The organism is Mobiluncus sp., assembly GCF_985070215.1.
In genome coordinates, this window is the sequence record NZ_CFKZQR010000004.1 from 23,441 (window position 1) to 46,792 (window position 23,352).

Here is a 23,352-nt window from a genome sequence, read left to right on the forward strand (position 1 = left end):
CCACGTAACGAGGGAAGTACATGTCAGACACTGAAGATCTAGCATCGATGGGACCGCGGCGCCGACGTCGGTATTTAGCGCAGCACGGTCAAGCCGCCTTAACCCAGACTGACTCGCCGGCCCCCTCTAACCCGGAACTTCCGCCCCAGGCGGCATCCTCTCAATCCCCCAATCCCGCGATTGAACCAACGCCGCGCACACTTCCCAGCCGACGCAATCGCCCAGAGGAACTTGACACCCCGTCTTTTCCTCGCGTGACCTCTGGAGTATCCCAGGTCGCGGACACAACCGTAGAATCTCTCCTGCAAGAGACGCAGGTTGCCCCCGCTGAACAACCGGAAGTAACCCCGAGCGAACACCATCGGCGTGACAAACGTTCTCGAATTCGGCGTCGTAAGACCATGCGGAATCGCACGTTTATCGTCCTGACGATTGTGGTCACGCTGCTGGTAGTAGCCATTGTTTTTGGCGCAATCATTTTTAATCGTTGGCTCAGCGCCAAGGGAGCCGATTACGAAGGTAGCGGCACCGGTCAGGTGATGGTAACAGTTCCCGAGGGTGCGCTGGGCTCAGACATTGGCAATATTCTAGCTAAAGCGCAGGTCGTAGCGTCCTCACAGGCGTTCTTTAACGCGTGCCGCGACCAGGAAGCCGCCTGCTCGGCGATTCAGCCCGGAACCTACGCGATGGCCAAACACATGTCTGCCGTCAATGCTTTGTCCATCTTGATTGACAAAGCGAACCGGGTTGACGATCAGATTACGATTGGTCCGGGTCTGACAAAGTGGCAGGTCAAAGAGCAACTGGTGACGAATGCAGGTTTTAGTGACGCTGACGTGGAAGCTGCTTTTGCCAACGCTCCGGGACTGCCCAAAGTCGCCGGTGGAAACATCGAGGGGTGGCTAGCACCCGGAACTTACCTGGTGGGACCCGGTCAGGACGCGACCGAAACGGTGCGCCAGATGGTAGCCGCCAATGTCAAGCGACTGCGGGACGCGGGAATTCCCGAGGCCCAGTGGGAGACGTTCCTGACCAAGGCGTCTATCGTCCAGCGTGAGGGCAGCGACCTGCAAAAACAGGACTACGCAAAGATTGCACGAGTGTTAGAAAACCGGATGGATACCAGCAAGGAAACTGTTGGATTTATGAATATGGATTCCACGGTTATATACGGTTTGGGCGAATCCTCGAAGTCCCGCAAAATTCCGACCGCCGCAGAGGTCGCTGACGCTTCCAATCCGTACAATACCTATCGTCACAAGGGGCTGCCGCCCGGTCCTATCGGGGTCGTGGGCCAGGACGCTTTTGACGGCACCCGCAACCCGCCGCCGGGGGACTGGCTGTACTTCACCACGGTGGATTTGAATACGGGTGAGACTCGTTTCAGCGCGACCATGGAGGAACAGAAAGCCAACGTGGAGCTGTTGAAACAATTTTGTAAGGACCACCCCGAAATCTGTAAAGGGTAGCGGGTAGTGCCGTATTGTCTGGTTGTGGGAGATCCGATTGCGCATTCCTTGTCTCCCGTAATTCATCTGGCTGCGTATCGTGAGCTGGGTCTGAACTGGGATTTTCGCTGCCAGCGCGTTCGGTCGGGAACGCTCAACGCATTCCTAACCGAGGCGGATGCACAGCTGCGTGGCTTGGCAGTGACTATGCCTTTGAAACCGGAGGCGCTACAGGCTGCGACTTTCGCTGACGGCTTGGCCAAGGTCACCGGGGCGGTGAATACGCTGGTCCCCGCCGCGGGAGGAGATTGGACCGGATTCAACACTGATGTCCGCGGCGTCGTCGAGGCTTTCCGCCAAGGTGGCGCGACGAATCTACCGTCCGGGGGTAGCGGGGTTATCTTCGGTTCGGGTTCCACAGCGGCTTCGGCCTTGGCGGCTTTCACCGAGTTGGGACTCACAGAGCTGACGGTCATTTCCCGGACTACTGCCCAAACGGGCGCGGCTTTTCAGGCGGCACAACGGATGGGCTTGAGCGTCCGGGCGGTGGCATGGCACCAGGTTGAGGACGTTAACCGGGCACTGCGCGCGGCACAGCTGGTGATGGGGACTGTGCCCGCCCCCGTCCAAGATGCTCTGCCCCTGTCACTGCTACAGATTATCTCCCACGCAATTTTTCTTGATGCGGCATATGCGCCGTGGCCAACCCCGCTTGCCAGTTGGGCACAGAGGTGTGGAGCGCAGGTCATTCCCGGATGGGAAATGCTGTTGCACCAGGGCGTCGCCCAGGTAAAGCTGTTTACGGGACAGGAAGTCAACGCCGAAATTTTGCGTCCCGCTTTGCTGAGGAATTTGCCCAATCGGCACTGAAACTCGACAGTGGGGGCGAAGCCAGACATTTAGGACGTAAACGGCCGTGTTGGGGCGCCGGGTTCTGTACAAAAATCGCCTAGAGGCTGGTGAATCAGCAAAACTATGAGATAAACACCAAAAGATACGCCAAAACAGATTAGCCAAGTCGCTACTTGCCAAAAAAAACTGGGAAAAATCATCATTATGAGGGCTGGCACGGTGATTATAGCGATACAGACGACGGTACGACCCAAATAGTGAAAAGAGAGCAACAAGCAGGTACGTAGGTAATCAAGAATCTCAGCTGAGGCAATTTTCCTTTTCACCAACATCGGCCAAATCCACACATTTACGCTCAATACAAGGAATACCGCGAGGCAAAGCAACGCCCCCCACAGGAGCTTGAATACCCCAGACTTGAGGCTACCTAGGGCATAAAATTCCCAAATCACCAAGGCAAAAAACAGTAAGTCAACGAACCATAGCAACGTAGCTATCAACCAATTTTGCCTGATTGCTGTCCATACTGAGCGAAAACTTGCGGTGTTGTTTTCAATGAGGGATAAGTTGATGGCAAACAGCATCAACCATGCCCAGCCACCGGTGAGGATTAAGCCTAGACCCAGCATGGCTGCCAAGTTAGACAAAAATACCGTGATGATGAAAGCTAGAACCTGGTTCAGGCGAGAATCTGGCGCGAACGGGTTTGCCATGAAAGACTATGCCTCACTATCTGTTCTCTCTAATATCAGAAAGCTGCGCAGGGGCAGCGGTAGTACCTTTCGGTAACAGGTGACCGGGTACGATGATATGTCGGGGCTGCTCTCCATTGAGCTGAGAGAATAATAAATCGCAGGTGATTTCGGCAATCTCATCAGCCGGTTGATTAACAGTCGTGAGAGCTGGATAGACGTAGGAACCCAAGGGAATTCCATCAAAACCGACAATCGAAATATCTCGAGGAATACATAGATTCATATCTCTGGCTGCTTGCATTGCTCCGATTGCCAGCACATCGGCAATGGCAAAAATGGCAGTGACATCAGGGCATTCTTGCAGCAGGTCACGGGTCATTCGATAACCATTTTCAAACGAATAGGGGGAATCTTCGGAGTTGTCAAAAGACCGCACCCATTGGGGATGTGGTTCTATTCCGTGTTTGCGTAAGGCGTCGAAGTATCCAGCCAGACGGAGAGAACCTACGGAATTATCCAGAGAATCTGAACCAATGATGCCTATCTGACGGTGTCCTAGTTGATAGAGATAATCGACTACGCGACCGGCTTCTCCATAGTCGTCAATGGCAACCGAAGCGTAACGTTCACGATGCGCGCTGTCTTTCATGCTGACCGTAGAAACCACGAAAGGAACCGAAAGTTTCTCTAAATCATCCACGCGATGTTGGAAATGCGCACCCAAGAAAATGACGCCGAGAGCGGAATCTTCATCGACTGTTTGAATGGCGTCTCTCAGCTCATCCGACCAGTGTGGAACCGAGACGATGTTGACTTGATAGTCGTGGCTGCGGATAGCCCTCTCTAACTGATCTAAAATTCGTGCAAACAGGGGATTCTCTAAACCCTTGATGACAACTGCTATCGAGCGGTTTGAGTTGAGTTTTAAAAACCGCGCGTGACGATTGGGCTGGTATCCCAAAGTGGCAGCGGTTTCTTCAATACGTTTACGTGTCTGTGCAGAGACCCCCTCTTGACCATTGAGAGCTCGGGAGACAGTGGCTATACCGACCCCGGCTGCCCGGGCAACGTCTTTGATATTTGCAACTTGGTGTTTATCCGGGTATTCCGCAGGTAACATGGCTCCCATTCTATTAGAGATGATGGTCAGTGCTGGGTATGATGCGTACCCGGAGCACGTCCAGAGATGGCAGTAAGCTGTGCAATTTCATCCCATGGATAGGCATTCCAGTCAGATTGCGACAATCGCCACCCCCAGTTGCCCTGCATTTGCCCCGGAGTGTTTATACGTGCCGAGCTGTCCAGCCCCAAGTAGTCCGCAGCGGGGATAATGCAGGTATCCGCCACGGAGGTCATTGCCCGGGCTATGAAGCACTGGGGCATGTCCTCAATTGCGGTGTGTGAAGCTCCGCAATAGATCCTGGCTAGTTCTTGATCTTCTGGGGCGAGACTGGCAAACCAGCCTTGCAGCGTGTCGTTATCGTGAGTTCCTGTATAAACAACCGAATTTTTCGGAATTTCATGAGGCCAATAATCTGCAGGTTCGCGGCTGTCGAAGGCAAACTGAATGAGTTGGATGCCTGGTTGACCCGTCGCATTGCGCAGGTCTTCGACTGCAGGAGTCAAATAGCCGAGATCTTCAAGCACCAATGGTAGCGTGCCCAATTGCTTTTCTAAGGCTGTGAAAAAGTCAATGCCCGGTCCAGGTTCCCAAGTTCCCGCCACCGCACTGGTCGCGTCAGCAGGAATGGCAAAGTATGACTCGAGACCGCGGAAATGGTCGATTCGCAGGATATCTACGCGTTGTAGCTGGCGACCGATGCGTTCCTTCCACCAGGAAAAATCGGAGCGTTGGTGCGCTGGCCAGTCATAAAGTGGGTTTCCCCAAATTTGACCGGTAGCAGAGAAACCATCCGGAGGTACTCCCGCCACTTTTTCGGGATAAAAGTCGGAACCCAGTTGGAACAGTTGCGGATTAGCCCAGGTATCTGCGGAATCGAGAGAGACGTATATGGGTATATCACCCAGAATTTTGATTCCTTTACCGGTTGCGTAGTCGTGTAGTTCATTCCACTGGGTTTCAAAGACCCACTGGCAAAATTCGTGGAATTCGATTTCTTCACGCAGATCTGCGGTGACTCGAGCCAAAGCTTGTGGTTCACGATGACTTAACTCTTTGGGCCATTCCTGCCACGGCTTGTGTTTGAATTCATGACTGAGTGCCAGGAACAGGGCATAATCTCGAACCCAGGGATTGCTGGCGCGAAATTGTTCAAATGAATCGCGTGAAACATGTGCACAAAACGTAGCGTAAGCATAGCGCAGTGCCTGGTGTTTTGATTGGCTGACTGCCTCATAATCAATGTAGGGGGATTGAGCCTCCCAATCCAATCCTTGCAATTGGGAGGCTTCAATCCACCCCCTTTTCATCAAATTGTCTAAATCAATGAAGAGGGGATTTCCGGCTTGGGCTGATTGACTTGAATAAGGCGAGCCGCCATATCCCGGGGGGCAGAGGGGCAAAATTTGCCAGATACTTTGATTCGCTTGAGCTAAAGCATCTATAAATTGATAGGCAAAACTGCCCAATGAGCCCATCCCGTAGGGACCGGGTAGGGAGAACACCGGTAGCAAGATACCAGCTTGCCTCTTTCGCATGGTTAGCCCTTCACCGCCCCTGCCACAACACCTTCGATGATGTACTTCTGTGAGAATAGATAGAAAACCACGATGGGAATGATTGCCAAGACGAGCATAGCCATCATTGCTCCCATGTCGTTGGAACCGTGGGAACCAACTAGCTGTTGTACTACTACGGGAATAGTCTTGTAGGGAGTGGACAGACCGATGACCAGGTATGGTAACAGGTAGTCATTCCATACCCACATGGTCATCAGAATCGATACTGTTATCGTTACGGGTTTCAACATTGGCAGAACCACTAAAAAGTAATTTCGCAGAGGTCCGCATCCATCAATCATGGCAGCCTCTTCAACATCTACGGGAATACCTTTGATGAATCCAGAAAAAATGAATACTGAAAGACCTGCACCAAATCCCAGATACAACAAAATCATGCCCAGGGGATTAGCTAAACCTAATGAATCAGCGATTTTCACGGTTGGGAACATGACCATCTGAAATGGAACCACCATAGAAAAAACCAGTACCAAATAAATCAGATTGGTCCACCACGTTTTCACCCGCGTGATGTAATAAGCGGTCATGGCTGCAAAGAATACGATGATGATTACGGAAAAAACCGTGATAAAAGCTGACCAGCCGAATGCTGAAAAGAAGCCGGTGGCTGCTAGCCCTTGCACATAGTTAGTAACTCCCGCGAAGTATTGTCCAACGGGAAATGCAAAGGGTGCGTCGGAAATAAAGAAACGTCCCTTAAAGGAGTTCATGAGTATGAACAATAACGGACCGATAAAAATGACTGTGAGAAGCGTCAGGAAAAGATAGGTGATGATTTTACCGACAGTTACGCCGCCAGAGTGAGCGGTGTTCATCGTGGCCTGGTTAGTGTGGTTGCCGGGCGCAGAAGTCAGAACAGGAGTGCTCATGATTCAACCTCCTTTGAGCGGGTGATGCGTAGTTGTAAGAATGCGATTAAAGAAACAATGAGGAAGAAAATGACAGCTTTGGCTTGACCAACGCCCTCGAAGCCGACCTTGCCGAAGAAGGTGTTGACGATGTTTAGAGCAGCCATTTCTGTTTGTTTCAATGGGGCGCCGTTGGTTAACGCCAAGTTTTGGTCAAACAATTTGAATGAGTTACTCAGAGTTAAGAACGTACAAATTGTGATGGAAGGCATAATCATCGGTAACGTTACGTGCCGGATTACCTGCCAACGACTGGCACCATCAATTTGCGCAGCTTCGACTAAATCTGGAGGAACTGATTGCAAGCCGGCAATATAAATGACCATCATATAGCCAACCTGCTGCCAGTTTAACAGGAGTATTAAACCAAACAGGCCAAGTCGTGCATCGGAGACAAGAGTAGTATCAAAGTTCCGCAGTACTGCATTGATGATGGTTTGCCAAGTATATCCCAAAACGATACCACCGATGAGGTTCGGCATGAAAAATACAGTGCGGAAAAAGTTGGTTCCTTTGAGCTTGCGAGTCAACAGATAGGCGATAGATAAGGCAAACACGTTGACAGTAATGATTGCTATAGCCGTGACTAATACTGTGAACCCCAGAGCGTGGACAAATCCCTGACGTTCACTAAAGGCTTTGATGTAATTTTCAACTCCGTTGAAAGTAGCGTTAGTTACCGTGGTGAACTTGCTGAAGGAAAGGTAAATGCCAATAAAGAATGGCGCCAAAAAAGCGATTGTAAATGCGAGCAGAGTGGGACCGGTAAATACTAAACCCCATCGTTTAAGACTTTGTTCCATGGTTTTCTCTTTTTAAGATTGTGTATTTGTAGCATCGGTGAGGGGCGAACATGCCCAGGTTAGAAGCGTTCGCCCCTCACCGGAATATGACTATTTAGGATTGCTTCTCAGCAGCCCAGCCAGTCTTGAACATTTCGACTACCTCATCCCACTTCATCTGACCGGCAGCATATTGGGACAGCGCTTGGCCAAAGTCGTCCTTAAAGGTTTGGCTCGGGAACGTAGTAAATACCCACGGGATGGTCTTAAGTTCACTGTTGGACATGTAAGAAACAACTTCCTTTGCCAACGGATCAGCAGGCTGTTCGGTTTCGCTAAAGGTGCTGAACGGGGGAATGAAGCCAAGCTCGTCAACCATGTATTTCTTGCCAGCATCGGAAGAAATCAACCAATTCACGAAGTCTATGGAGGCCTTTTGATCAGCAGGTGAGGCTTGGGAGTTAATTGAGAAGAAGTTCTCAGTACCGATGTTCAAGCCCTGAGTTTCCTCTCCGGATTTGCCGGTATAGATGGGGAGCATCTTAACGTCTTCAGCCTTAACCGTGTTCCCGGCGACTTCGGAAATCTGACCATATGCCCAGTTACCATTTTGCACCATTGCGGCTTTACCCAGAGCGAATTCTGCCATTGAGTCAGTTACGGCTTTGGAGCTTGCTAAAGTCGGCGCAATTGTGGAGTTGTTCAGATAAAGGTCAAAGATGTTCTTGTACTCCTTGTTGTACTTGAATTCCAACTCATCCATGTCCTCGGTGTCATTGTCCTGGTATTCAAAGTAAACAGGTAAATCCGCCAAGTGAGTCTGCCAACGCCAATCTTCACCGGGTTTCAGCGAAGTGGAGGCAAATACCCCATCAATGCCCAAGTCCGCCTTTTTAGCTTGCATGTCTTCTACCAGGGTCTTCAGGGTGTCGAAATTCTTTACTTCCTCCATCGAGGTGACCTTGGCACCGGGCAGACCAAAATACTTGTTCAAGATTGATTGGTTGTAGATGATGCCGTAGCCTTCTACCACATAGGGAACGCCGTAAATCTTGCCGTCTTCGCCGACTGCCATCGACTTATCCAAAAGATTGTTGTAGAAATCTGTGGAAGAGAGGTCTGCAGTGTAGTCTTTCCACGATTGCATACCAATCGGACCGTTGATCTGGAACAGGGTCGGGGCTTCTTTCTTGGTTACCTCTGCCTTAAGAGTTTGTTCATAGGTGCCGGATGCTGCTGTGACGACCTTTACCGGAACGCCAGTCTCATCGGTGTAGGCCTTGGCAATTTTTTGCCAAGTTTCGTCTTGCTCAGGTTTAAAGCTGAGGTAATAAACTTTACCCTTGCCGTCATCGGCGGCGGTGTTATCAGATCCACCGCAAGCGCTCAGGGTCAGGGTCAAAGCGGTTGCCGACAATAAGGCGGCGATTTTTGTGAATTTACTTGCCATTTTTTCTCCTAGCGTCCGCTCCGCAGCACCGGTGCTGGGGAGTCGTTACGGAAACGTTTCCGTATAGATAAAGACTACACTTCACCGTGATAGAAAACAAGTATTTGAGAAAAGAATTTTTAAGATTCGCCTGTTTGGTCGCACGAGTCCTTGATGCTTCGATAGTGTGGGCGCTACGGGCGCCCGCCAGCGCTCTATGTACAATTTTTGAGAAAACAGCACCATCTTCACGCTTTACCCAGCTAAAATAGAAGCAATTTACAGCTGTTGCTCAGCCAAAATGTAGGCAATGATTAAGCTTTTGCGCAAGGAGGGGGAGGGATGCTCTGGCACGTTCTGGCATGGATTGTCAGCGGAATCTGGGGTTACGCGGTGGGCGCGGTCACGACCAAAATTCTGCGCGAGCGTAGCATCGAATTGCCGGACCTGTTCTACCTACCCTTTTCGTTGTGCCTCACCTTAGTTACGGTTTTCCTCAATGTGATTCAGTGGTCCATCCTCAACTACTTTTCCCACGGTTTGTGTTTCACCCATTTCCTCGTCACCTTGCCGGTGTACCTGGGGACCGCCCCATTTTGTGCGATGCTTCTGACTGATGCCCGTTTTCGACTGTTGCCCAATCGGCTACTGGGCCTGGGGGCTGCGATGCTGTTGCCCGTACTGAGCATTGTCGCCTTGATTTTGCGTAGTCCCGAAGCGCTGGCGCGAGTTTGGGTTTTGGGGCTAGCCATGGGGCTGGTTCTGGCTCTCGCCACGTATCTCGGTTTAGGGATGGGAGATGTCAAGCTCGCAGCGCTGCTCAGTGCGTGGCTAGGTCTTTATAACTGGTTCGCGCCCCTAGCGATGCTGCTACTGGCCTCACTCTTGGGCGGCGCGTTTGCCTTAATCCAGGTCATCCGTAAAAAACTTGATTTAGATAAAGACATTGCTTTTGGCCCGTGGCTCATCACGGGCGCCTACATCACGTGGGTGGTGTATCTGCCCTCGATATTGGCGGGCATCTAGCCGCTTTCTTACCGCCCAGGCCGAGTAACCCGGTTCGGGATGTGTGGCGAAATGTGGCAAGATGAACTCATGTTGGAATGTGTCACTGCCGGGGAATCACACGGCGCCGCCCTGATAGCCGTACTCAGTGGACTGCCGGCAGGGATAGAAATCACCACCAATACCCTGACCAAAGTCCTCGCGCAGCGACGGAAGGGCTACGGCAGGGGAACGCGCCAAAAATTTGAGCAAGACGCGGTGACCATCCTTTCGGGACTGCGTCACGGGAAAACCCTGGGCTCCCCGGTCGCGGTTGAAATCAAGAACACCGAATGGCCCAAGTGGCAAACGGTCATGAGTCCCGACCCGGTGTCTCGTCAGGCGCTGCTGCGGGACGCGGGTCGAGGTGACGCGCGCGAATTAGCGCGGAACCTGCAGCTTACGAAGCCGCGGCCGGGACACGCCGATTTTGCCGGCATGATGAAGTACGGTTTCACAGATGCTCGTAACGTGTTGGAGCGTTCTTCCGCTCGGGAAACGGCCGCCAGAGTGGCTTTGGGGGCTTTCGCACAAGCATTGTTGGATCAGGTCGCGGGGATTCGTTTAGTGTCTCACGTCACGTCCGTTGGTTCAGTTTCCGTTCCACTTGACGCCCCGGTGCCGCGGCCAGAAGATGCGGATTATCTCGATAGTGACCCGGTGCGCTGCCTGGATGCGCATACGGCTGAACAGATGGTACAAGCTATCGACAACGCGCAGCATACGGGCGACACGTTGGGAGGAGTGGTGCAGGTCATCGCCTACGGGGTGCCTATCGGTTTAGGCTCTCACGTGAGCCGTGACCGCCGACTGGACGCGCGCCTGGCCGCCGCCCTCGTGTCTATTCAAGCCGTAAAAGGGGTGGAAATCGGCGCGGCTTTTCTGCAAGCATCCCTGCCGGGCAGCGAAGCCCACGATCCCCTCTACCGCGGTGACCAGCCAGCTGACGCAAACACGGGCTTGGGCACGATAGCGCGACCGACTAACCTGGCGGGTGGCATCGAAGGCGGGATGTCCAACGGCAATCCCATCGTGGTTTCCGCCGCCGTGAAACCTATCTCTACCGTGCCCCACGCTCTGCCGACCCTGGATTTGGTCGATGGCAGCGTGGCGACTGGGTTGCACCAGCGTTCGGACACGACCGCGGTGGTGCCGGCAGCCGTCATCGCCCAGGCCGAGGTCGCGCTGGTGCTGGCAGACGCTTTGCTGGAAAAAACGGGCGGGGACTCGGTGGCGGAATGTTCGCGAAACTTGTGGGCCTACCTGGATGAGGTTACGCAAAGGACGACTTTTTCATGACACGTAAAATCGTTCTGATGGGATTGCCCACTTCCGGTAAATCGAAAACTGCCGGGATCTTGGCCCAAATTTTGCACACCACCTGGCTTGACACTGACCTGGAAATCGAGCGGCGCTTCGGCCAATCCGTTCCCTGGATTTTTAAAGAACTCGGAGAACAGGGCTTTCGCGCCCTCGAATACGCGGTCGTTCGGGATGCGTTACAGGGCTCAGCCCGGATTGTTTCCCTGGGCGGCGGTGCCCCGACATACGCTCCGACCCGCGAGTTGCTGAGCGAACACACCGTTTACTACCTGAAAGCGGACCCGGACTTCCTGGTGAATCGGCAAATCCAACGCTCCGAGCGCTCTGGCCAGAAAAAGGATGCGCAAGTCCGTCCCTTGCTGGAAGGCAACCTGCGGGAAAGGATGCACGAGCTGTATCGGGAGCGAAAAGACATCTATGAGAGTACCGCCACGGTCATTATTGACGCACAGAGCAAACGTAGCGAAATGGCTGGGGCAATCATCGCTCATGAAGAACGCCTGGCTGACCGCATCTGGGTATCCACCCCCGGCGAACCCTATGCCGTCAGCTTTGGTGAAGACCTGAACGCGCAGGTAGCAGCCTTGATGAAGACGCACACAAACAAAGTCCTGGTGCTCAGCGCCCCCCCGGTAGCGTCGGCGGCTAACGGTTTGGCACAGCACTTGGACTCGCTGGATAAACAAACCACAGTGAAAGTGCTGCCTGACGGAGAAGCCGCGAAACAGCTCACGGTGCTTTCCGAGGTGTGGGAGGCGGCAGCCAGCGCGGGTCTGGAACGCCGTGATGCGATTGTTGCTCTCGGTGGGGGAGCTACCACTGACCTGGGAGGTTTCGCAGCGGCGACCTGGCTGCGCGGCGTTGACCTCATTACGGTACCGACGACCTTGTTGGCGATGGTTGATGCCGCTGTCGGAGGCAAGACCGGCATTGATTGGAGTACCGGGAAAAACTTGGTGGGGGCGTTTTATCCTCCTCTCGGAGTGGCAGTGGATTTCACGACTTTGCGTACCCTGTCGCCAGACCACCTCCGAGAGGGGCTGGCGGAGGCATTGAAGTGCGGGTTTATCTGCGACCAACAGATTTTAGACATTGCCCAGGACCACGCGTCGGCGCTGCTGAATCCGGATTCCCCTCAGCTTCGCGACATTATTCGCCGCGCCGTGAAGGTAAAAGCCGACGTTGTTTCCACCGATTTGTATGAATCGGGTCAGCGGGAGTACTTGAACTACGGACATACTCTGGCTCACGCCATAGAACGCGTGGAGGACTACCGTTTTCCCCACGGTTTAGCGGTCTCTATCGGGATGGTCTATGCCGCGAACCTCGCCGCGGTGCTGGGGATCGGTCCCAAAGACTTGGTTGTGCGGCTGCGCGATCAGCTGGAAGCGGTCGGCCTACCCACCACCTATGCTGCCCACACTTTTGCGGAACTGTCACCCATCATGTTTAGCGATAAAAAAGTTCGCGGCGGGCAGCTGCGGTTCGTCCTGCTGGAGGATTGGGGCAAACCTGTGGTCACTGCCGTGGCTGATTCTGAGGCTCTGACCAAAGCCGCCGAAATGACGGGAATTGCCCTGTGAGTTCACGCTGTTCGCTGGCTTTAGTATCCCTGCCGGGAGCCCGTTTGCAAGAGTTAGCCCAATCGATTTCACCGGACATCGGCCTGCCCGTGACTTCCGATTCAGGCCTTGATGCTTGGTCATCGCACAGTGCACCAGCCATTTTTATTCTGCCCTCTGACGTGCTCGAGAGTGGTTCATCCGCCCTGGTTGGGAACTTTCGACAGGCCGGGAATCTGGTATTTTTCCTAGATTTGCCCTGGGAGGAGTCGTGGCAGGCCATGAACCCGGAACAACTCAGCGACCCTAACGGCCTGCCTTGGCGCGCCACCTATCGCCGTCTGGCCCAAAAACGTCGTGAGGACCTAATAGCACACAGTGACTATACGGTGCCGACCGAGGGAACCTTGACCGAACTTGCACGGCGACTGTTGACAGTTATCGCTGAAAACGGCTGCAGTTAGCCAACGGCGCGCTTTTTCGGTAGACTGTTTTAGCTGATTTGCTAACTGTTAAGACTGTGAAGGATGAAACGTGGCAACGACTAATGATTTGAAAAACGGCTTGGTAATGAAGATTGACAACCAGTTGTGGCAGGTTGTCGAATTTCAACATGTGAAGCCCGGCAAGGGGCCGGCTTTCGTGCGCACCAAGATAAAAAACATCCTTTCGGGCAAGATTGTCGACCGCACCTTTAACGCGGGACTAAAGATTGAAACCGCTACCGTGGACCGCCGCGACATGACCTACTCTTACAACGACGGTACCGACTACGTGTTTATGGACGAAAAGACTTTTGAAATGGTTAGTGTCACTCCCGAAATTGTTGGGGACGCCGCACACTTCCTGCTGGAAAACCAGAAATGCATTTTGGCTTTCAACGAAGGCAACGTTTTGTTCATCGAGCTGCCGGCCTCGGTCGTCTTAGAGATTTCGCACACTGAACCGGGCTTGCAGGGCGATCGCTCCAATGCGGGCACCAAGCCGGCGACCCTGGAGACGGGCTGGGATATTCAAGTGCCGTTGTTCCTGAACATCGGCGACAAGGTGAAGGTTGATACCCGCTCTGGCGAATACGTTTCGCGGGTTACCGATTAAGACTGAGGTGGACGCGAGTCGGGGCGCAGGCTTCCGGCTCGCGTTACGCATTTTGTGAGGGGACAAGACAGTGGGACATAAATTGCCGCGGCGCACGCGGGAGCGGGTTAGAGCCGTAGATGTGCTTTATGAGGCACATGTTCGGGGTTGGGATACTCCCGAAGGCATTTTTTCCCTGGCCCAGATTCGTCAGGACGAGACGACCGCCCAGACCCCGCTTCCGGACTATGCCATCGAAATTTTGGAAGGTGTGGCTCAGCATTTAGAGCGGATTGATGCGGCTTTGGCGACATATTCAAAAGCGTGGCCTTTGCATCGGATGCCTGAGGTCGACCTGGCGATTATGCGGGTTGCGACCTGGGAGATTCTGTTCAATCCCGATGTGGAAGGAGCCGTTGCCATCACCGCCGCTATGCAAATCGCGGAGGAACGTTCTACTGACGAGTCGCCGAAGTTTATCAACGGTTTGCTGGGTGCTATCAACGATATGAAAGACGCGTTGACTAAAACCGAGGGTGAGCAAGCCTTGAGCGGTGAAGCGAGTGCCAAACTTGAGTCCTCGATGCCACAGAACTTTGACACCGCCGCAAAAACGGCAGCGGCGGGCGGTGTCTTGGAGCAGATTGACTTAGACACCCTGGAATAGCGTCCGCGGTTAGTCGCGGTTCATCATTTCGCGCAGGATATCTGCGGATTTTTCCGAGTTGTCCAAAGTTTCGTTGATAGTTTGGGCTTTCTGTTGCGCTTTTGCCCACTTTTGGAAACGAGCCGCGGCTTCGGGAGAGTTGTCGGGTTGCGTGACCTCATCCTGGTTCAGCTCCGGCGTGTCGTCGTTGCCAAAGAGAAGCTGCATTAAAAGCTCGCGTTTTTCATCCATAACCCTATTATCGGCGATTTTCCCCCGGAGTTTAGCTCGAAACCGCTCGTGTTCAGAAATTCCCTCGTCACCTGGAGGAATTCAACTTTCCCGACCCAATTTTCGGCGGCGCGGGCGCGGGATTCGGTGGAGCGGGAAAAAACGTGTACTATTGAGCCGCAATAAAACCTTTAATTTCGCCCTGTGAGGCAGAAAGGAAAAATATGGAAAAAACAGTGTTGGGCAGTGCTGACATTGCCCGTTCGCTGAAACGACTGGCCTTCGAGATAATGGAGAAAAACCAGGGTCTTGAAGATGTCGTTCTGTTAGGAATCCCCACCCGTGGCGTTGAGTTAGCCAATCGGTTGGGGACTTTTTTAAAGGAAAATAATCCCGATACAGATGTTCCGATTGGCACCCTGGACATCACCCTGTACCGCGATGATCTTTCCCGTCAACCGATACGAGTACCCAAACCAACCGTGATGCCTCAGACCGGCATTGACGGCAAAACGGTCATCCTCGTCGACGACGTGCTCTATTCCGGACGCACGATTCGGGCTGCGCTCGATGCGTTGAACGATCACGGCCGACCTGCCCAAGTGCAGCTAGCCGTGCTGGTGGACCGCGGTCACCGGGAACTTCCGATTCGTGCAGACTACATCGGCAAGAATCTGCCCACGTCACGGACGGAACAAATACTCGTAAAACTTCAAGACAGTGACGGCGAAGACGCCGTGATTATTGCAGACGGGAAGGAATAAAAATCATGCGACATTTACTCTCTGCGGCTGATTTGAGCCACGAAGATGTCCTGAAAATTTTGGATACTGCCGAAGCCATGGCGATGACCCAGGCTCAAAAGGTGAAAAAACTGCCGACCTTGCGCGGCAAAACCGTGGTCAACCTCTTTTTTGAGAACTCCACCCGGACCCGGATTTCTTTTGAAACCGCGGCCAAGCGCCTCAGCGCGGACGTCATCAACTTTTCCGCGAAAGGTTCCTCGGTAGCGAAAGGCGAATCCCTGAAAGATACGGCTTTGACCCTGCAGGCTATGCGGGTTGACGGCATCGTTATCCGCCATTCCTCCTCCGGAGCGGCCTACCGTTTGGCTAACGCCGGCTGGTCTGACGTGCCCGTGCTCAACGCGGGGGATGGGGAACACCAACACCCCACTCAGGCTCTGCTCGACGCGATGACCCTGCGCCGGCACTACCTGGGCTTGAGCGGCGGCGACCTCGCCGGTAAAGACCTCAACGGTGCTCACGTGGTCATTGTGGGCGATATCCTGCACTCTCGTGTCGCTCGTTCCAACGTGGACTTGATGTCGACTTTGGGCGCTCATGTGACCCTGGTCGGTCCGCCGACCCTGATGCCGGTCGGGGTGGAAGACTGGAAGTGCGATGTGTCCTACGACTTGGATGCGGCTCTGGCCACCAATCCCGATGCGGTGATGATGCTGCGGGTGCAGCGCGAGCGTATGAGTTCTGCCGGCGGGGGCTACTTCCCCTCCGTGGTCGAGTATCACCGGGCTTACGGTTTGAACAACACCCGTTTCACTAACCTGCCCGAACGTACGGTTATCATGCACCCCGGTCCGATGAACCGTGGTATGGAAATCTGCGCCCAAGCCGCAGATTCCGCAAAGTCTGTCATTGTTGAACAAGTTGGAAACGGCGTGAGTGTCCGGATGGCTGCCCTTTACCTTTTGCTCGCGCCGGAAGGAGGCCTGCTGTGAAGGAATATTTGATTAAGAACGTGACCCTGCCGAACGGTGAGGGGGCTGACATTGCTGTCAAGGACGGCATTTTTGCGGGTGTAGGCGCGAATGCGGCGGATGCTGTTTCCGCTGGCGCTACCACCATTGATGGCAACGGCTTGGTGGCTTTGCCCGGCCTGGTTGATATGCACACTCACCTGCGCGAACCTGGCGGCGAGGACGCGGAAACGGTCGCTTCCGGCACCCTCTCGGCGGCTTACGGCGGCTACACCTGCGTTCACGCGATGGCCAACACCACTCCCGTCCAGGACAACGCCGGTATCGTCGAGCAGGTCGTGCACTTGGGGAACCTCGCGGGCTGGGTACAGGTGTGCCCGGTCGGTGCCGTTTCCGCCGGTCTGCAAGGTGAACACCTGGCCGACTTGGGGTCCATGAACCGTTCAGACGCACACGTCACGGTGTTTTCTGACGACGGAAAATGCGTTTCCGACCCGGTGTTGATGCGCCGCGCCCTGGAATACGTAAAGACCTTTGACGGTGTGGTCGCTCAGCACGCCCAAGACCCGCGCCTGACGGAAAACGCGCAGATGAACGAGTCTCCGCTGTCTGCGGTTATGGGTATGCCCGGTTGGCCGGCCGTGGCGGAAGAAGCCATTATTCTGCGCGATATCCAGTTAGCTTCCCACGTGGGTTCGCGCGTCCACATCTGTCATGTGTCCACCGCAGGCTCGGTCGACATCGTGCGGTGGGCCAAGAGCCGCGGCATTGCCGTGACTGCCGAAGCTACCCCGCACCACATCCTGCTGACCGAGGAAATGGCTCAGACCTACGACCCGCGCTACAAGGTCAACCCGCCGCTGCGCACTGCTGCGGACACTGAAGCCTTGGTGGCTGGTCTGATGGACAGCACCATTGACTGTATCGGTACCGACCACGCGCCTCATCCTTTGGAGGAAAAGGACTGCGAGTGGCAAGCCGGGGCTTTCGGCATGATTGGTTTGGAAACCGCCCTGCCGGTGGTTCAGAAAGTCATGGTCGATTCCGGCAAGTTCACGTGGGAGGACGTGGCGCGAGTCATGTCTACCGCGCCGGCGCATATTGGCCGAGTCAAGGAACAGGGTCAGGGCATCGTCACCGGTAAACCGGCGAACCTGACCTTGTGGGATCCATCCACACGCCGCACCATTGACCTGGAGTCGCAGCATTCCCTGTCCACAAACACCCCCTACCTCGGCATGGAACTGCCCGGCCAGGCGCGGTACACCATGTGGAAGGGCGAGTTCACGATTATGGACGCCACGGCTATCCCGCTCGATCAGCGCTAAGAATATGACAACGATGGAAATGCCTGGTCAAGGCCATAATCCGCAAGGTGGTGCCCGCCCCGCGCTCCCGATGGATCGGGCAGACGCGGTGCTGGTTCTGGAAGATGGTTTTGCCCTGACGGGCAAGGCTTTCGGAGCCAGCGGGCGAACCTTGGGCGAAGTCGTTTTTTCCACTGGAATGACCGGCTATCAAGAATCCCTCACGGATCCTTCCTATCATCGGCAAATCTTGGTCATGACCGCACCGCATATCGGCAACACCGGCATGAACACGACCGACCCGGAATCTAACCAGATTTGGGTGGCGGGTTATGTGGTGCGCGATCCGGCTCGCCGAGCCTCGAACTGGCGTGCCGAAAGTGACCTGGAAGATGAGCTGGTGCGTCACGGCATCGTGGGAATCAGTGATGTGGATACGCGAGCCTTGACTTTGCATATTCGTCAAGCCGGTGCCCTGCGGGGTGGCATTTTTTCGGGCGACGCCCTGCCGGTCGGCGCCGAAAACTTGGAACCCCACGCGGTCGCGGCTTTGCGTTCCATCATTCAAGACTCCCCGCGTATGGCGGGGGCGGCGCTCAGCGCCGAAGTCTCTACCAAAACCCCCTATGTGATTGCTCCCACCGGTGAATTCGCCGGTGGGAGCCCACGGGCGATGTTGGCGGCATTGGACTTGGGGGTTAAGTCTCGCACCCCGGAAATTTTGGCTTCCCTGGGCGTGGAAGTTCATGTGTTTCCCGCGGACTCGACCCTGAAAGACCTGCAGTCCATCAACCCCGACGGGGTATTTTTCTCAAACGGGCCCGGCGACCCCAGTGCAGCCACCCACGAAATCGAGCTGCTACGCGAGGTACTGGACGCGGGACTGCCGTACTTCGGAATCTGTTTCGGCAACCAGCTGTTGGGCCGCGCCCTAGGCTACGGAACTTACAAGCTGGTTTATGGCCACCGGGGAGTGAACCAGCCCGTGCTGGACAGACGCACCGGGAAAGTCGAAATTACCGCCCACAACCATGGTTTCGCGGTAGATATGCCGCTAGGGGAAGCCTCGGTAACTCCCTTTTGTAACGGGAAATACGGCCGGGCGGAAGTTACCCACATCGGACTGAACGATAATGTCGTGGAAGGTCTGAGGTGTCTGGACATCCCGGCTTTTTCCGTGCAGTATCACCCCGAAGCTGCCGCCGGTCCGCATGATGCCTCACACCTATTCAACGACTTTTTGCAGCTGATGTTGCAACACCGCTGTGAAAAACCCACCGGGAAGGCGGATGCCTGATGCCGTTGCGTCAAGATTTACATTCTGTTATGGTCATCGGCTCCGGGCCGATTGTCATCGGTCAAGCGGCCGAATTTGATTATTCGGGAACTCAAGCCTGTCGAGTGCTGCGTAATGAGGGCTTGAAAGTTATCCTGGTCAACTCCAACCCCGCCACGATTATGACCGACCCGGAGGTTGCCGACTGCACCTATATCGAACCGATTACCACCGAGTTTTTGGAATCGATTATCGCTAAGGAACGCCCCGACGCGTTGCTGCCCACTCTGGGCGGACAAACGGCCTTGAACGCGGCGGTTAATCTGAGCGAAGCCGGGATTTTGGACAAATACCAGGTCGAACTCATCGGCGCTAATGCCGCGGCCATCAACGCGGGCGAGGACCGGGAAGAATTTAAGAAAGTCGTGGAACGCTGCGGTGCGGAAGTGGCCCGGTCTTTCATTGCTCATTCCCTAGAGGAGGTCAACGCCGCGGTCGCGCAGCTCGGTTTTCCGGTCGTGGTGCGCCCGTCCTTTACTATGGGGGGCTTGGGTTCCGGGATTGCCTATAATCAACAGGATTTGGAACGGATTGCCGCGGCGGGGCTGTCCGATTCGCTGACGAACGAAGTTCTGTTGGAAGAAGCCATCATCGGGTGGAAGGAATATGAGCTCGAACTGATGCGGGACCGCGCCGATAATGTCGTGGTCGTGTGTTCTATCGAGAACCTGGACCCAGTCGGGGTGCATACGGGGGATTCCATCACGGTAGCGCCCGCCATGACTTTGACCGATCGGGAAATGCAACGGTTGCGCGATATCGGGATTGCCGTCATTCGTGAGGTCGGTGTGGACACGGGCGGGTGCAATATCCAGTTCGCCGTCCACCCCCAGACCGGCCGGATTATCGTCATTGAAATGAACCCGCGCGTGTCGCGTTCTTCGGCTCTGGCATCAAAGGCAACAGGTTTCCCGATTGCCAAAATTGCCGCGCGGCTGGCGGTGGGTTACACCTTGGACGAGATTCCCAACGACATTACGCTGTCCACTCCGGCGTCTTTCGAGCCCACCTTGGATTATGTGGTGGTGAAAGCCCCGCGGTTTGCTTTTGAAAAGTTCCCCGCGGCCGACCCGACACTGACCACCACCATGAAATCGGTGGGGGAAGCGATGGCTATCGGCAGAAACTTTACCGAGGCCCTGCAAAAGGCGTTGCGCTCCCTGGACAAGCGCGGATCCAGTTTTGACTTTGCCCAGCCCGCTCCCAACCCGGAGCAAACCGCGCAGTTGTTGGAACAAATGGCTACCCCGACGGAGCGACGCTTGACCCAGGTGGTGCAGGCAATCCGTGGGGGAGCGTCGGCTGCGGACATCTATGCTGCAACCAAAATAGACCCGTGGTTTATCGACCAGTTGTTTATCCTCTGCGAGGTGGCCCAGCGTCTGCGGGAAGCTCCCGCTTTGCAACCCCAGCTGCTGCGCGAAGCGAAACGTCATGGATTCTCAGACCTGCAAATTGCCCAGATTAGGGGCATTTCAGAGGACACCGTGCGGGAAGTTCGGGACGCTTTTGGCCTACACCCGGTGTACAAGAAGGTCGACACCTGCGCCGGGGAATTCGCCGCGAACACGCCTTATCATTATTCGTCCTACGACCTCAGTACCGAGGTGCAGCCGCGTGAGAAGCCGGCGGTCATCATCTTGGGTTCCGGACCGAATCGAATCGGGCAGGGTATCGAATTCGACTACTCTTGTGTGCACGCTGCCCTGACGCTGAAAGACGACTACGACACGATTATGGTCAACTGTAACCCCGAAACCGTGTCGACTGACTATGACATCGCCTCGCGGCTCTACTTTGAACCCTTGACCTTTGAAGACGTCTATGAGGTGTACCGGGCGGAACTGGCTTGCGGTCCGGTGGCTGGGATGATTGTCCAGTTGGGAGGCCAGACCCCGCTGTCCCTGGCGCGGCGCCTTACTGATGCTGGAGTGCCAATTTTGGGCACCCAAGCGCGCGCGATTGACCTGGCCGAGGACCGCCAGGAGTTTGAACGGGTCTATACCGCCGCTGGAGTGGCTGCCCCCGCCCACGGCACCGCCACCACGAATGCCGGAGCGCGAGACATCGCCGCCGAGATTGGGTTTCCCCTGCTGGCCCGCCCCTCCTACGTGCTGGGGGGTCGAGGCATGGAAATAATTTTCAACGCCGACCATTTTGAGGATTACCTCAGTCGATTGGGGCCGGATTCGGCCGGAGTTGGCGCCGGACCGCTGCTCATTGACCATTTCATGGACGATGCCATCGAAATCGATGTGGATGCGCTCTATGACGGTCACGAGCTGTACCTGGCTGGTGTGATGGAGCATATTGAGGAAGCGGGTATTCACTCCGGAGACTCGGCTTGCGTGCTGCCTCCCGCCACGCTCTCGGGCACGATAATCAATCAGATACGTGCTGCGACCGAGTCCATTGCTCAAGGCGTCGGCACTGTCGGGCTCATCAACATTCAGTTCGCGCTGGCGGCGGGAGTGCTCAACATTATCGAAGCGAACCCCAGGGCGTCGCGCACCGTTCCGTTCGTGGCGAAAGCGACCGGGGTTCCCCTGGCGAAGGCGGCCGCCAAAGTCATGACCGGCACCACCATTGCCCAGTTGCGTGAATGCGGCATGCTGCCGGGCGTGGACTTTGCCCAGTGGAGTAGCTTTCCCGATATTGCCGTCAAGGAAGTGGTCCTTCCTTTCAAGCGTTTCCGCACCTTTAGCGGCACGATGGTCGATACGATTCTGGGACCGGAAATGCGTTCGACCGGCGAGGCGATGGGCTTGGGAATGAATCTGCCCATGGCCTATGCTAAGTCGGAGCTGGCTACGGTAGGAGCGCTGCCCAAACCGGGCAAGACTATCGTGGTGACAGTGTCTGACCGGGATAAACGCCACATTATTCTGCCGTGTTCGCGCCTCCACCAGCTGGGTTACAAGCTGGTGGCTACCGAGGGGACGGCTTCGGTCTTGGAACGCAATGGGATTCCGGTCACTCGGGTGGAAAAGGATCGGCAACTCACCGATGGGTCAGCCGACACGGCTTTCAGCTCTTTCGTGAAATCTGCGGAAGTTGGCATGGTCGTCAACACTCCGGAACGCGGCAAGGGGACTCGCGAAGCGGGATACCGGATTCGCACCGCGGCCGCTACCGCCAACAAGGTCATCATCACGACTATGCGCACTCTCCAGGTCGCTGTCCAGGTGATGGATTTCCTCAGCCAGGGACAGACTTTTACGGTGCGGTCTTTGCAGGAACGACAAATTGAAATGGAAAAGTCCGATACTCCGATGCCCGGTAAGGCATAAAATGGCTTTTCAGGGAGCTCGGATTTTTGCTCCGAGCGAGTTCCTGATGTCACTTGAGAAAGGGAAGTCATGAGCGCTGCGCCAGAAGCAAATCCTGTCGAACCGTTTGGAAAACGTTGCCTCGAAACCATTGCGGACCGGGGATCTCTCTGCGTGGGGATAGATCCTCACCCGGAGTTATTAGAAGCCTGGGGTTTGCCGCGCAGCGGGGCTGGCGTATGGGATTTTTCCATGCGCGTGCTGGACGCACTGGGCGATTTGTGTGGATTCTTTAAGCCGCAATCGGCGCTGTTCGAGGAATATGGTGCTTCCGGTATTTCCGCGCTCACCGCGACTTTGCGGGCAATTCACGACGTTGGCGCAATCAGCATTGTGGATGTGAAGCGCGGCGACATCGGTTCCACCATGAGCGCCTACGCGAGGGCGTACCTGTCAGAAGGGCCGTTGGAGGCTGACGCGATGACACTGAGCCCGTTCTTGGGATTCGAGTCCCTGCGTCCTGCGCTGGACCTGGCAAAACAGAACGGCAAGGGGACGTTTGTACTGGCGTTAACCTCAAACCCGGAGTCCGCCTCAATCCAATCAGCGATGATTGTGAATGAGGGTGGAACACCTGAGAAGTCCCTGGCTGCGGATATTATGCAACGTGCGGGTGAGGAAAATCGTCAGGCGGCACAAGCGGGGTACTGGGGTCACGTAGGTTTGGTCGTGGGAGCCACCGTCGGGGAGCGTATGCGCGGTTTAGAGTCTCTCCTTGACGAAGCGAATGCGCCGCTGCTGGTGCCCGGCTTTGGCGCTCAGGGTGGAAACCCGGAAAGTATCGCCAAAGTCTTTGGGAAAGCCACAGACCGGATTATAGTTTCGAGTTCTCGCGGGATTTTGCGCCGCGGTCCCGAGGCAGGTGCGCTACAAGCCGCCTTCGGAGAAAATTTAGATTCCCTTAAATCCCTAATTTCGTGAAGCAATACTGTATAGAATGCTCACTAGGGTTGGTCGTTGACCAAT

21 protein-coding genes are annotated in these 23,352 nt (G+C 55.1%); 14 read left to right on the forward strand and 7 right to left on the reverse strand.

Annotated features, from left to right (window positions below):
- Nucleotides 1-20: 20 nt before the first annotated feature.
- Both mltG and AC5LBQ_RS01525 read left to right on the forward strand, forming a co-directional pair.
- Complete coding sequence (mltG, locus tag AC5LBQ_RS01520) at nt 21-1,469, forward strand: endolytic transglycosylase MltG (protein ID WP_493264428.1); 1,449 nt, start codon at nt 21-23, stop codon at nt 1,467-1,469.
- Nucleotides 1,470-1,475: 6 nt separating this feature from the next.
- Nucleotides 1,476-2,318: a shikimate dehydrogenase family protein gene (locus AC5LBQ_RS01525; protein WP_493264429.1), complete on the forward strand. Its 843-nt coding sequence runs from the start codon at nt 1,476-1,478 to the stop codon at nt 2,316-2,318.
- A 29-nt stretch (nt 2,319-2,347) separates the two neighbouring features.
- Here the strand turns inward: AC5LBQ_RS01525 and AC5LBQ_RS01530 are convergent, their stop codons facing one another.
- The 6 genes from AC5LBQ_RS01530 to AC5LBQ_RS01555 all read right to left on the reverse strand — a co-directional run bounded on the left by AC5LBQ_RS01530 (nt 2,348) and on the right by AC5LBQ_RS01555 (nt 8,835).
- A complete protein-coding gene (locus AC5LBQ_RS01530) occupies nt 2,348-3,013 on the reverse strand; it encodes a hypothetical protein (RefSeq protein ID WP_493264430.1) in 666 nt (221 codons plus the stop codon).
- Nucleotides 3,014-3,029: 16 nt separating this feature from the next.
- Complete coding sequence (locus tag AC5LBQ_RS01535; protein ID WP_295026781.1) at nt 3,030-4,115, reverse strand: LacI family DNA-binding transcriptional regulator; 1,086 nt, start codon at nt 4,113-4,115, stop codon at nt 3,030-3,032.
- A 26-nt stretch (nt 4,116-4,141) separates the two neighbouring features.
- Complete coding sequence (gene malQ / locus AC5LBQ_RS01540) at nt 4,142-5,653, reverse strand: 4-alpha-glucanotransferase (protein WP_282921612.1); 1,512 nt, start codon at nt 5,651-5,653, stop codon at nt 4,142-4,144.
- Between the two features lie 2 nt (nt 5,654-5,655).
- Nucleotides 5,656-6,510: a carbohydrate ABC transporter permease gene (locus AC5LBQ_RS01545; RefSeq protein ID WP_374043466.1), complete on the reverse strand. Its 855-nt coding sequence runs from the start codon at nt 6,508-6,510 to the stop codon at nt 5,656-5,658.
- A 50-nt stretch (nt 6,511-6,560) separates the two neighbouring features.
- On the reverse strand, nt 6,561-7,406 hold the full coding sequence (locus tag AC5LBQ_RS01550; RefSeq protein ID WP_282921610.1) for a carbohydrate ABC transporter permease: 846 nt from the start codon (nt 7,404-7,406) through the stop codon (nt 6,561-6,563).
- A 94-nt stretch (nt 7,407-7,500) separates the two neighbouring features.
- Entirely contained in the window at nt 7,501-8,835 is a 1,335-nt protein-coding gene (locus AC5LBQ_RS01555) for an ABC transporter substrate-binding protein (RefSeq protein WP_295026779.1), read from the reverse strand.
- A gap of 321 nt (nt 8,836-9,156) precedes the next feature.
- Here AC5LBQ_RS01555 and AC5LBQ_RS01560 point away from each other — a divergent pair, with 321 nt between their 5' ends.
- From AC5LBQ_RS01560 to nusB, 6 genes are all read left to right on the forward strand, one after another.
- Nucleotides 9,157-9,840 (forward strand): prepilin peptidase, encoded by a 684-nt coding sequence (locus AC5LBQ_RS01560; RefSeq protein WP_493264431.1) that lies wholly within the window; start codon nt 9,157-9,159, stop codon nt 9,838-9,840.
- A gap of 69 nt (nt 9,841-9,909) precedes the next feature.
- Complete coding sequence (aroC, locus tag AC5LBQ_RS01565) at nt 9,910-11,157, forward strand: chorismate synthase (protein WP_493264456.1); 1,248 nt, start codon at nt 9,910-9,912, stop codon at nt 11,155-11,157.
- On the forward strand, nt 11,154-12,764 hold the full coding sequence (gene aroB / locus AC5LBQ_RS01570; protein WP_493264432.1) for a 3-dehydroquinate synthase: 1,611 nt from the start codon (nt 11,154-11,156) through the stop codon (nt 12,762-12,764). The genes aroC and aroB overlap by 4 nt, the downstream gene beginning before the upstream one ends.
- Complete coding sequence (locus AC5LBQ_RS01575; protein WP_493264433.1) at nt 12,761-13,207, forward strand: hypothetical protein; 447 nt, start codon at nt 12,761-12,763, stop codon at nt 13,205-13,207. Before aroB ends, AC5LBQ_RS01575 begins: the two co-directional genes overlap by 4 nt.
- 70 nt (nt 13,208-13,277) lie before the next feature.
- Nucleotides 13,278-13,841 (forward strand): elongation factor P, encoded by a 564-nt coding sequence (gene efp, locus AC5LBQ_RS01580; protein WP_282921604.1) that lies wholly within the window; start codon nt 13,278-13,280, stop codon nt 13,839-13,841.
- A 70-nt stretch (nt 13,842-13,911) separates the two neighbouring features.
- Nucleotides 13,912-14,487 carry a transcription antitermination factor NusB gene (nusB, locus tag AC5LBQ_RS01585; RefSeq protein ID WP_282921603.1) on the forward strand — a complete coding sequence of 192 codons (576 nt, stop codon included), beginning with the start codon at nt 13,912-13,914 and terminating at the stop codon, nt 14,485-14,487.
- 9 nt (nt 14,488-14,496) lie between these two features.
- Here the strand turns inward: nusB and AC5LBQ_RS01590 are convergent, their stop codons facing one another.
- Nucleotides 14,497-14,718, reverse strand: coding sequence for a hypothetical protein (locus tag AC5LBQ_RS01590; protein ID WP_282921602.1), 222 nt, complete (start codon nt 14,716-14,718; stop codon nt 14,497-14,499).
- Between the two features lie 173 nt (nt 14,719-14,891).
- On the opposite strand from AC5LBQ_RS01590, the gene pyrR reads away from it, so the two are divergent.
- The 6 genes from pyrR to pyrF all read left to right on the forward strand — a co-directional run bounded on the left by pyrR (nt 14,892) and on the right by pyrF (nt 23,307).
- A complete protein-coding gene (pyrR, locus tag AC5LBQ_RS01595) occupies nt 14,892-15,461 on the forward strand; it encodes a bifunctional pyr operon transcriptional regulator/uracil phosphoribosyltransferase PyrR (RefSeq protein ID WP_282922657.1) in 570 nt (189 codons plus the stop codon).
- Nucleotides 15,462-15,466: 5 nt separating this feature from the next.
- Complete coding sequence (locus AC5LBQ_RS01600; protein WP_282921601.1) at nt 15,467-16,435, forward strand: aspartate carbamoyltransferase catalytic subunit; 969 nt, start codon at nt 15,467-15,469, stop codon at nt 16,433-16,435.
- The gene (locus AC5LBQ_RS01605; RefSeq protein WP_493264434.1) at nt 16,432-17,742 is read left to right on the forward strand and encodes a dihydroorotase; all 1,311 of its coding nucleotides are present in this window, start codon (nt 16,432-16,434) and stop codon (nt 17,740-17,742) included. Before AC5LBQ_RS01600 ends, AC5LBQ_RS01605 begins: the two co-directional genes overlap by 4 nt.
- A 70-nt stretch (nt 17,743-17,812) precedes the next feature.
- Entirely contained in the window at nt 17,813-19,018 is a 1,206-nt protein-coding gene (carA, locus tag AC5LBQ_RS01610) for a glutamine-hydrolyzing carbamoyl-phosphate synthase small subunit (RefSeq protein WP_493264457.1), read from the forward strand.
- Nucleotides 19,018-22,347 (forward strand): carbamoyl-phosphate synthase large subunit, encoded by a 3,330-nt coding sequence (gene carB / locus AC5LBQ_RS01615; RefSeq protein ID WP_493264435.1) that lies wholly within the window; start codon nt 19,018-19,020, stop codon nt 22,345-22,347. Before carA ends, carB begins: the two co-directional genes overlap by 1 nt.
- A gap of 69 nt (nt 22,348-22,416) precedes the next feature.
- Nucleotides 22,417-23,307, forward strand: a complete 891-nt coding sequence (pyrF, locus tag AC5LBQ_RS01620; protein WP_493264436.1) for an orotidine-5'-phosphate decarboxylase — start codon at nt 22,417-22,419, stop codon at nt 23,305-23,307.
- The last annotated feature ends 45 nt before the right edge of the window (nt 23,308-23,352 follow it).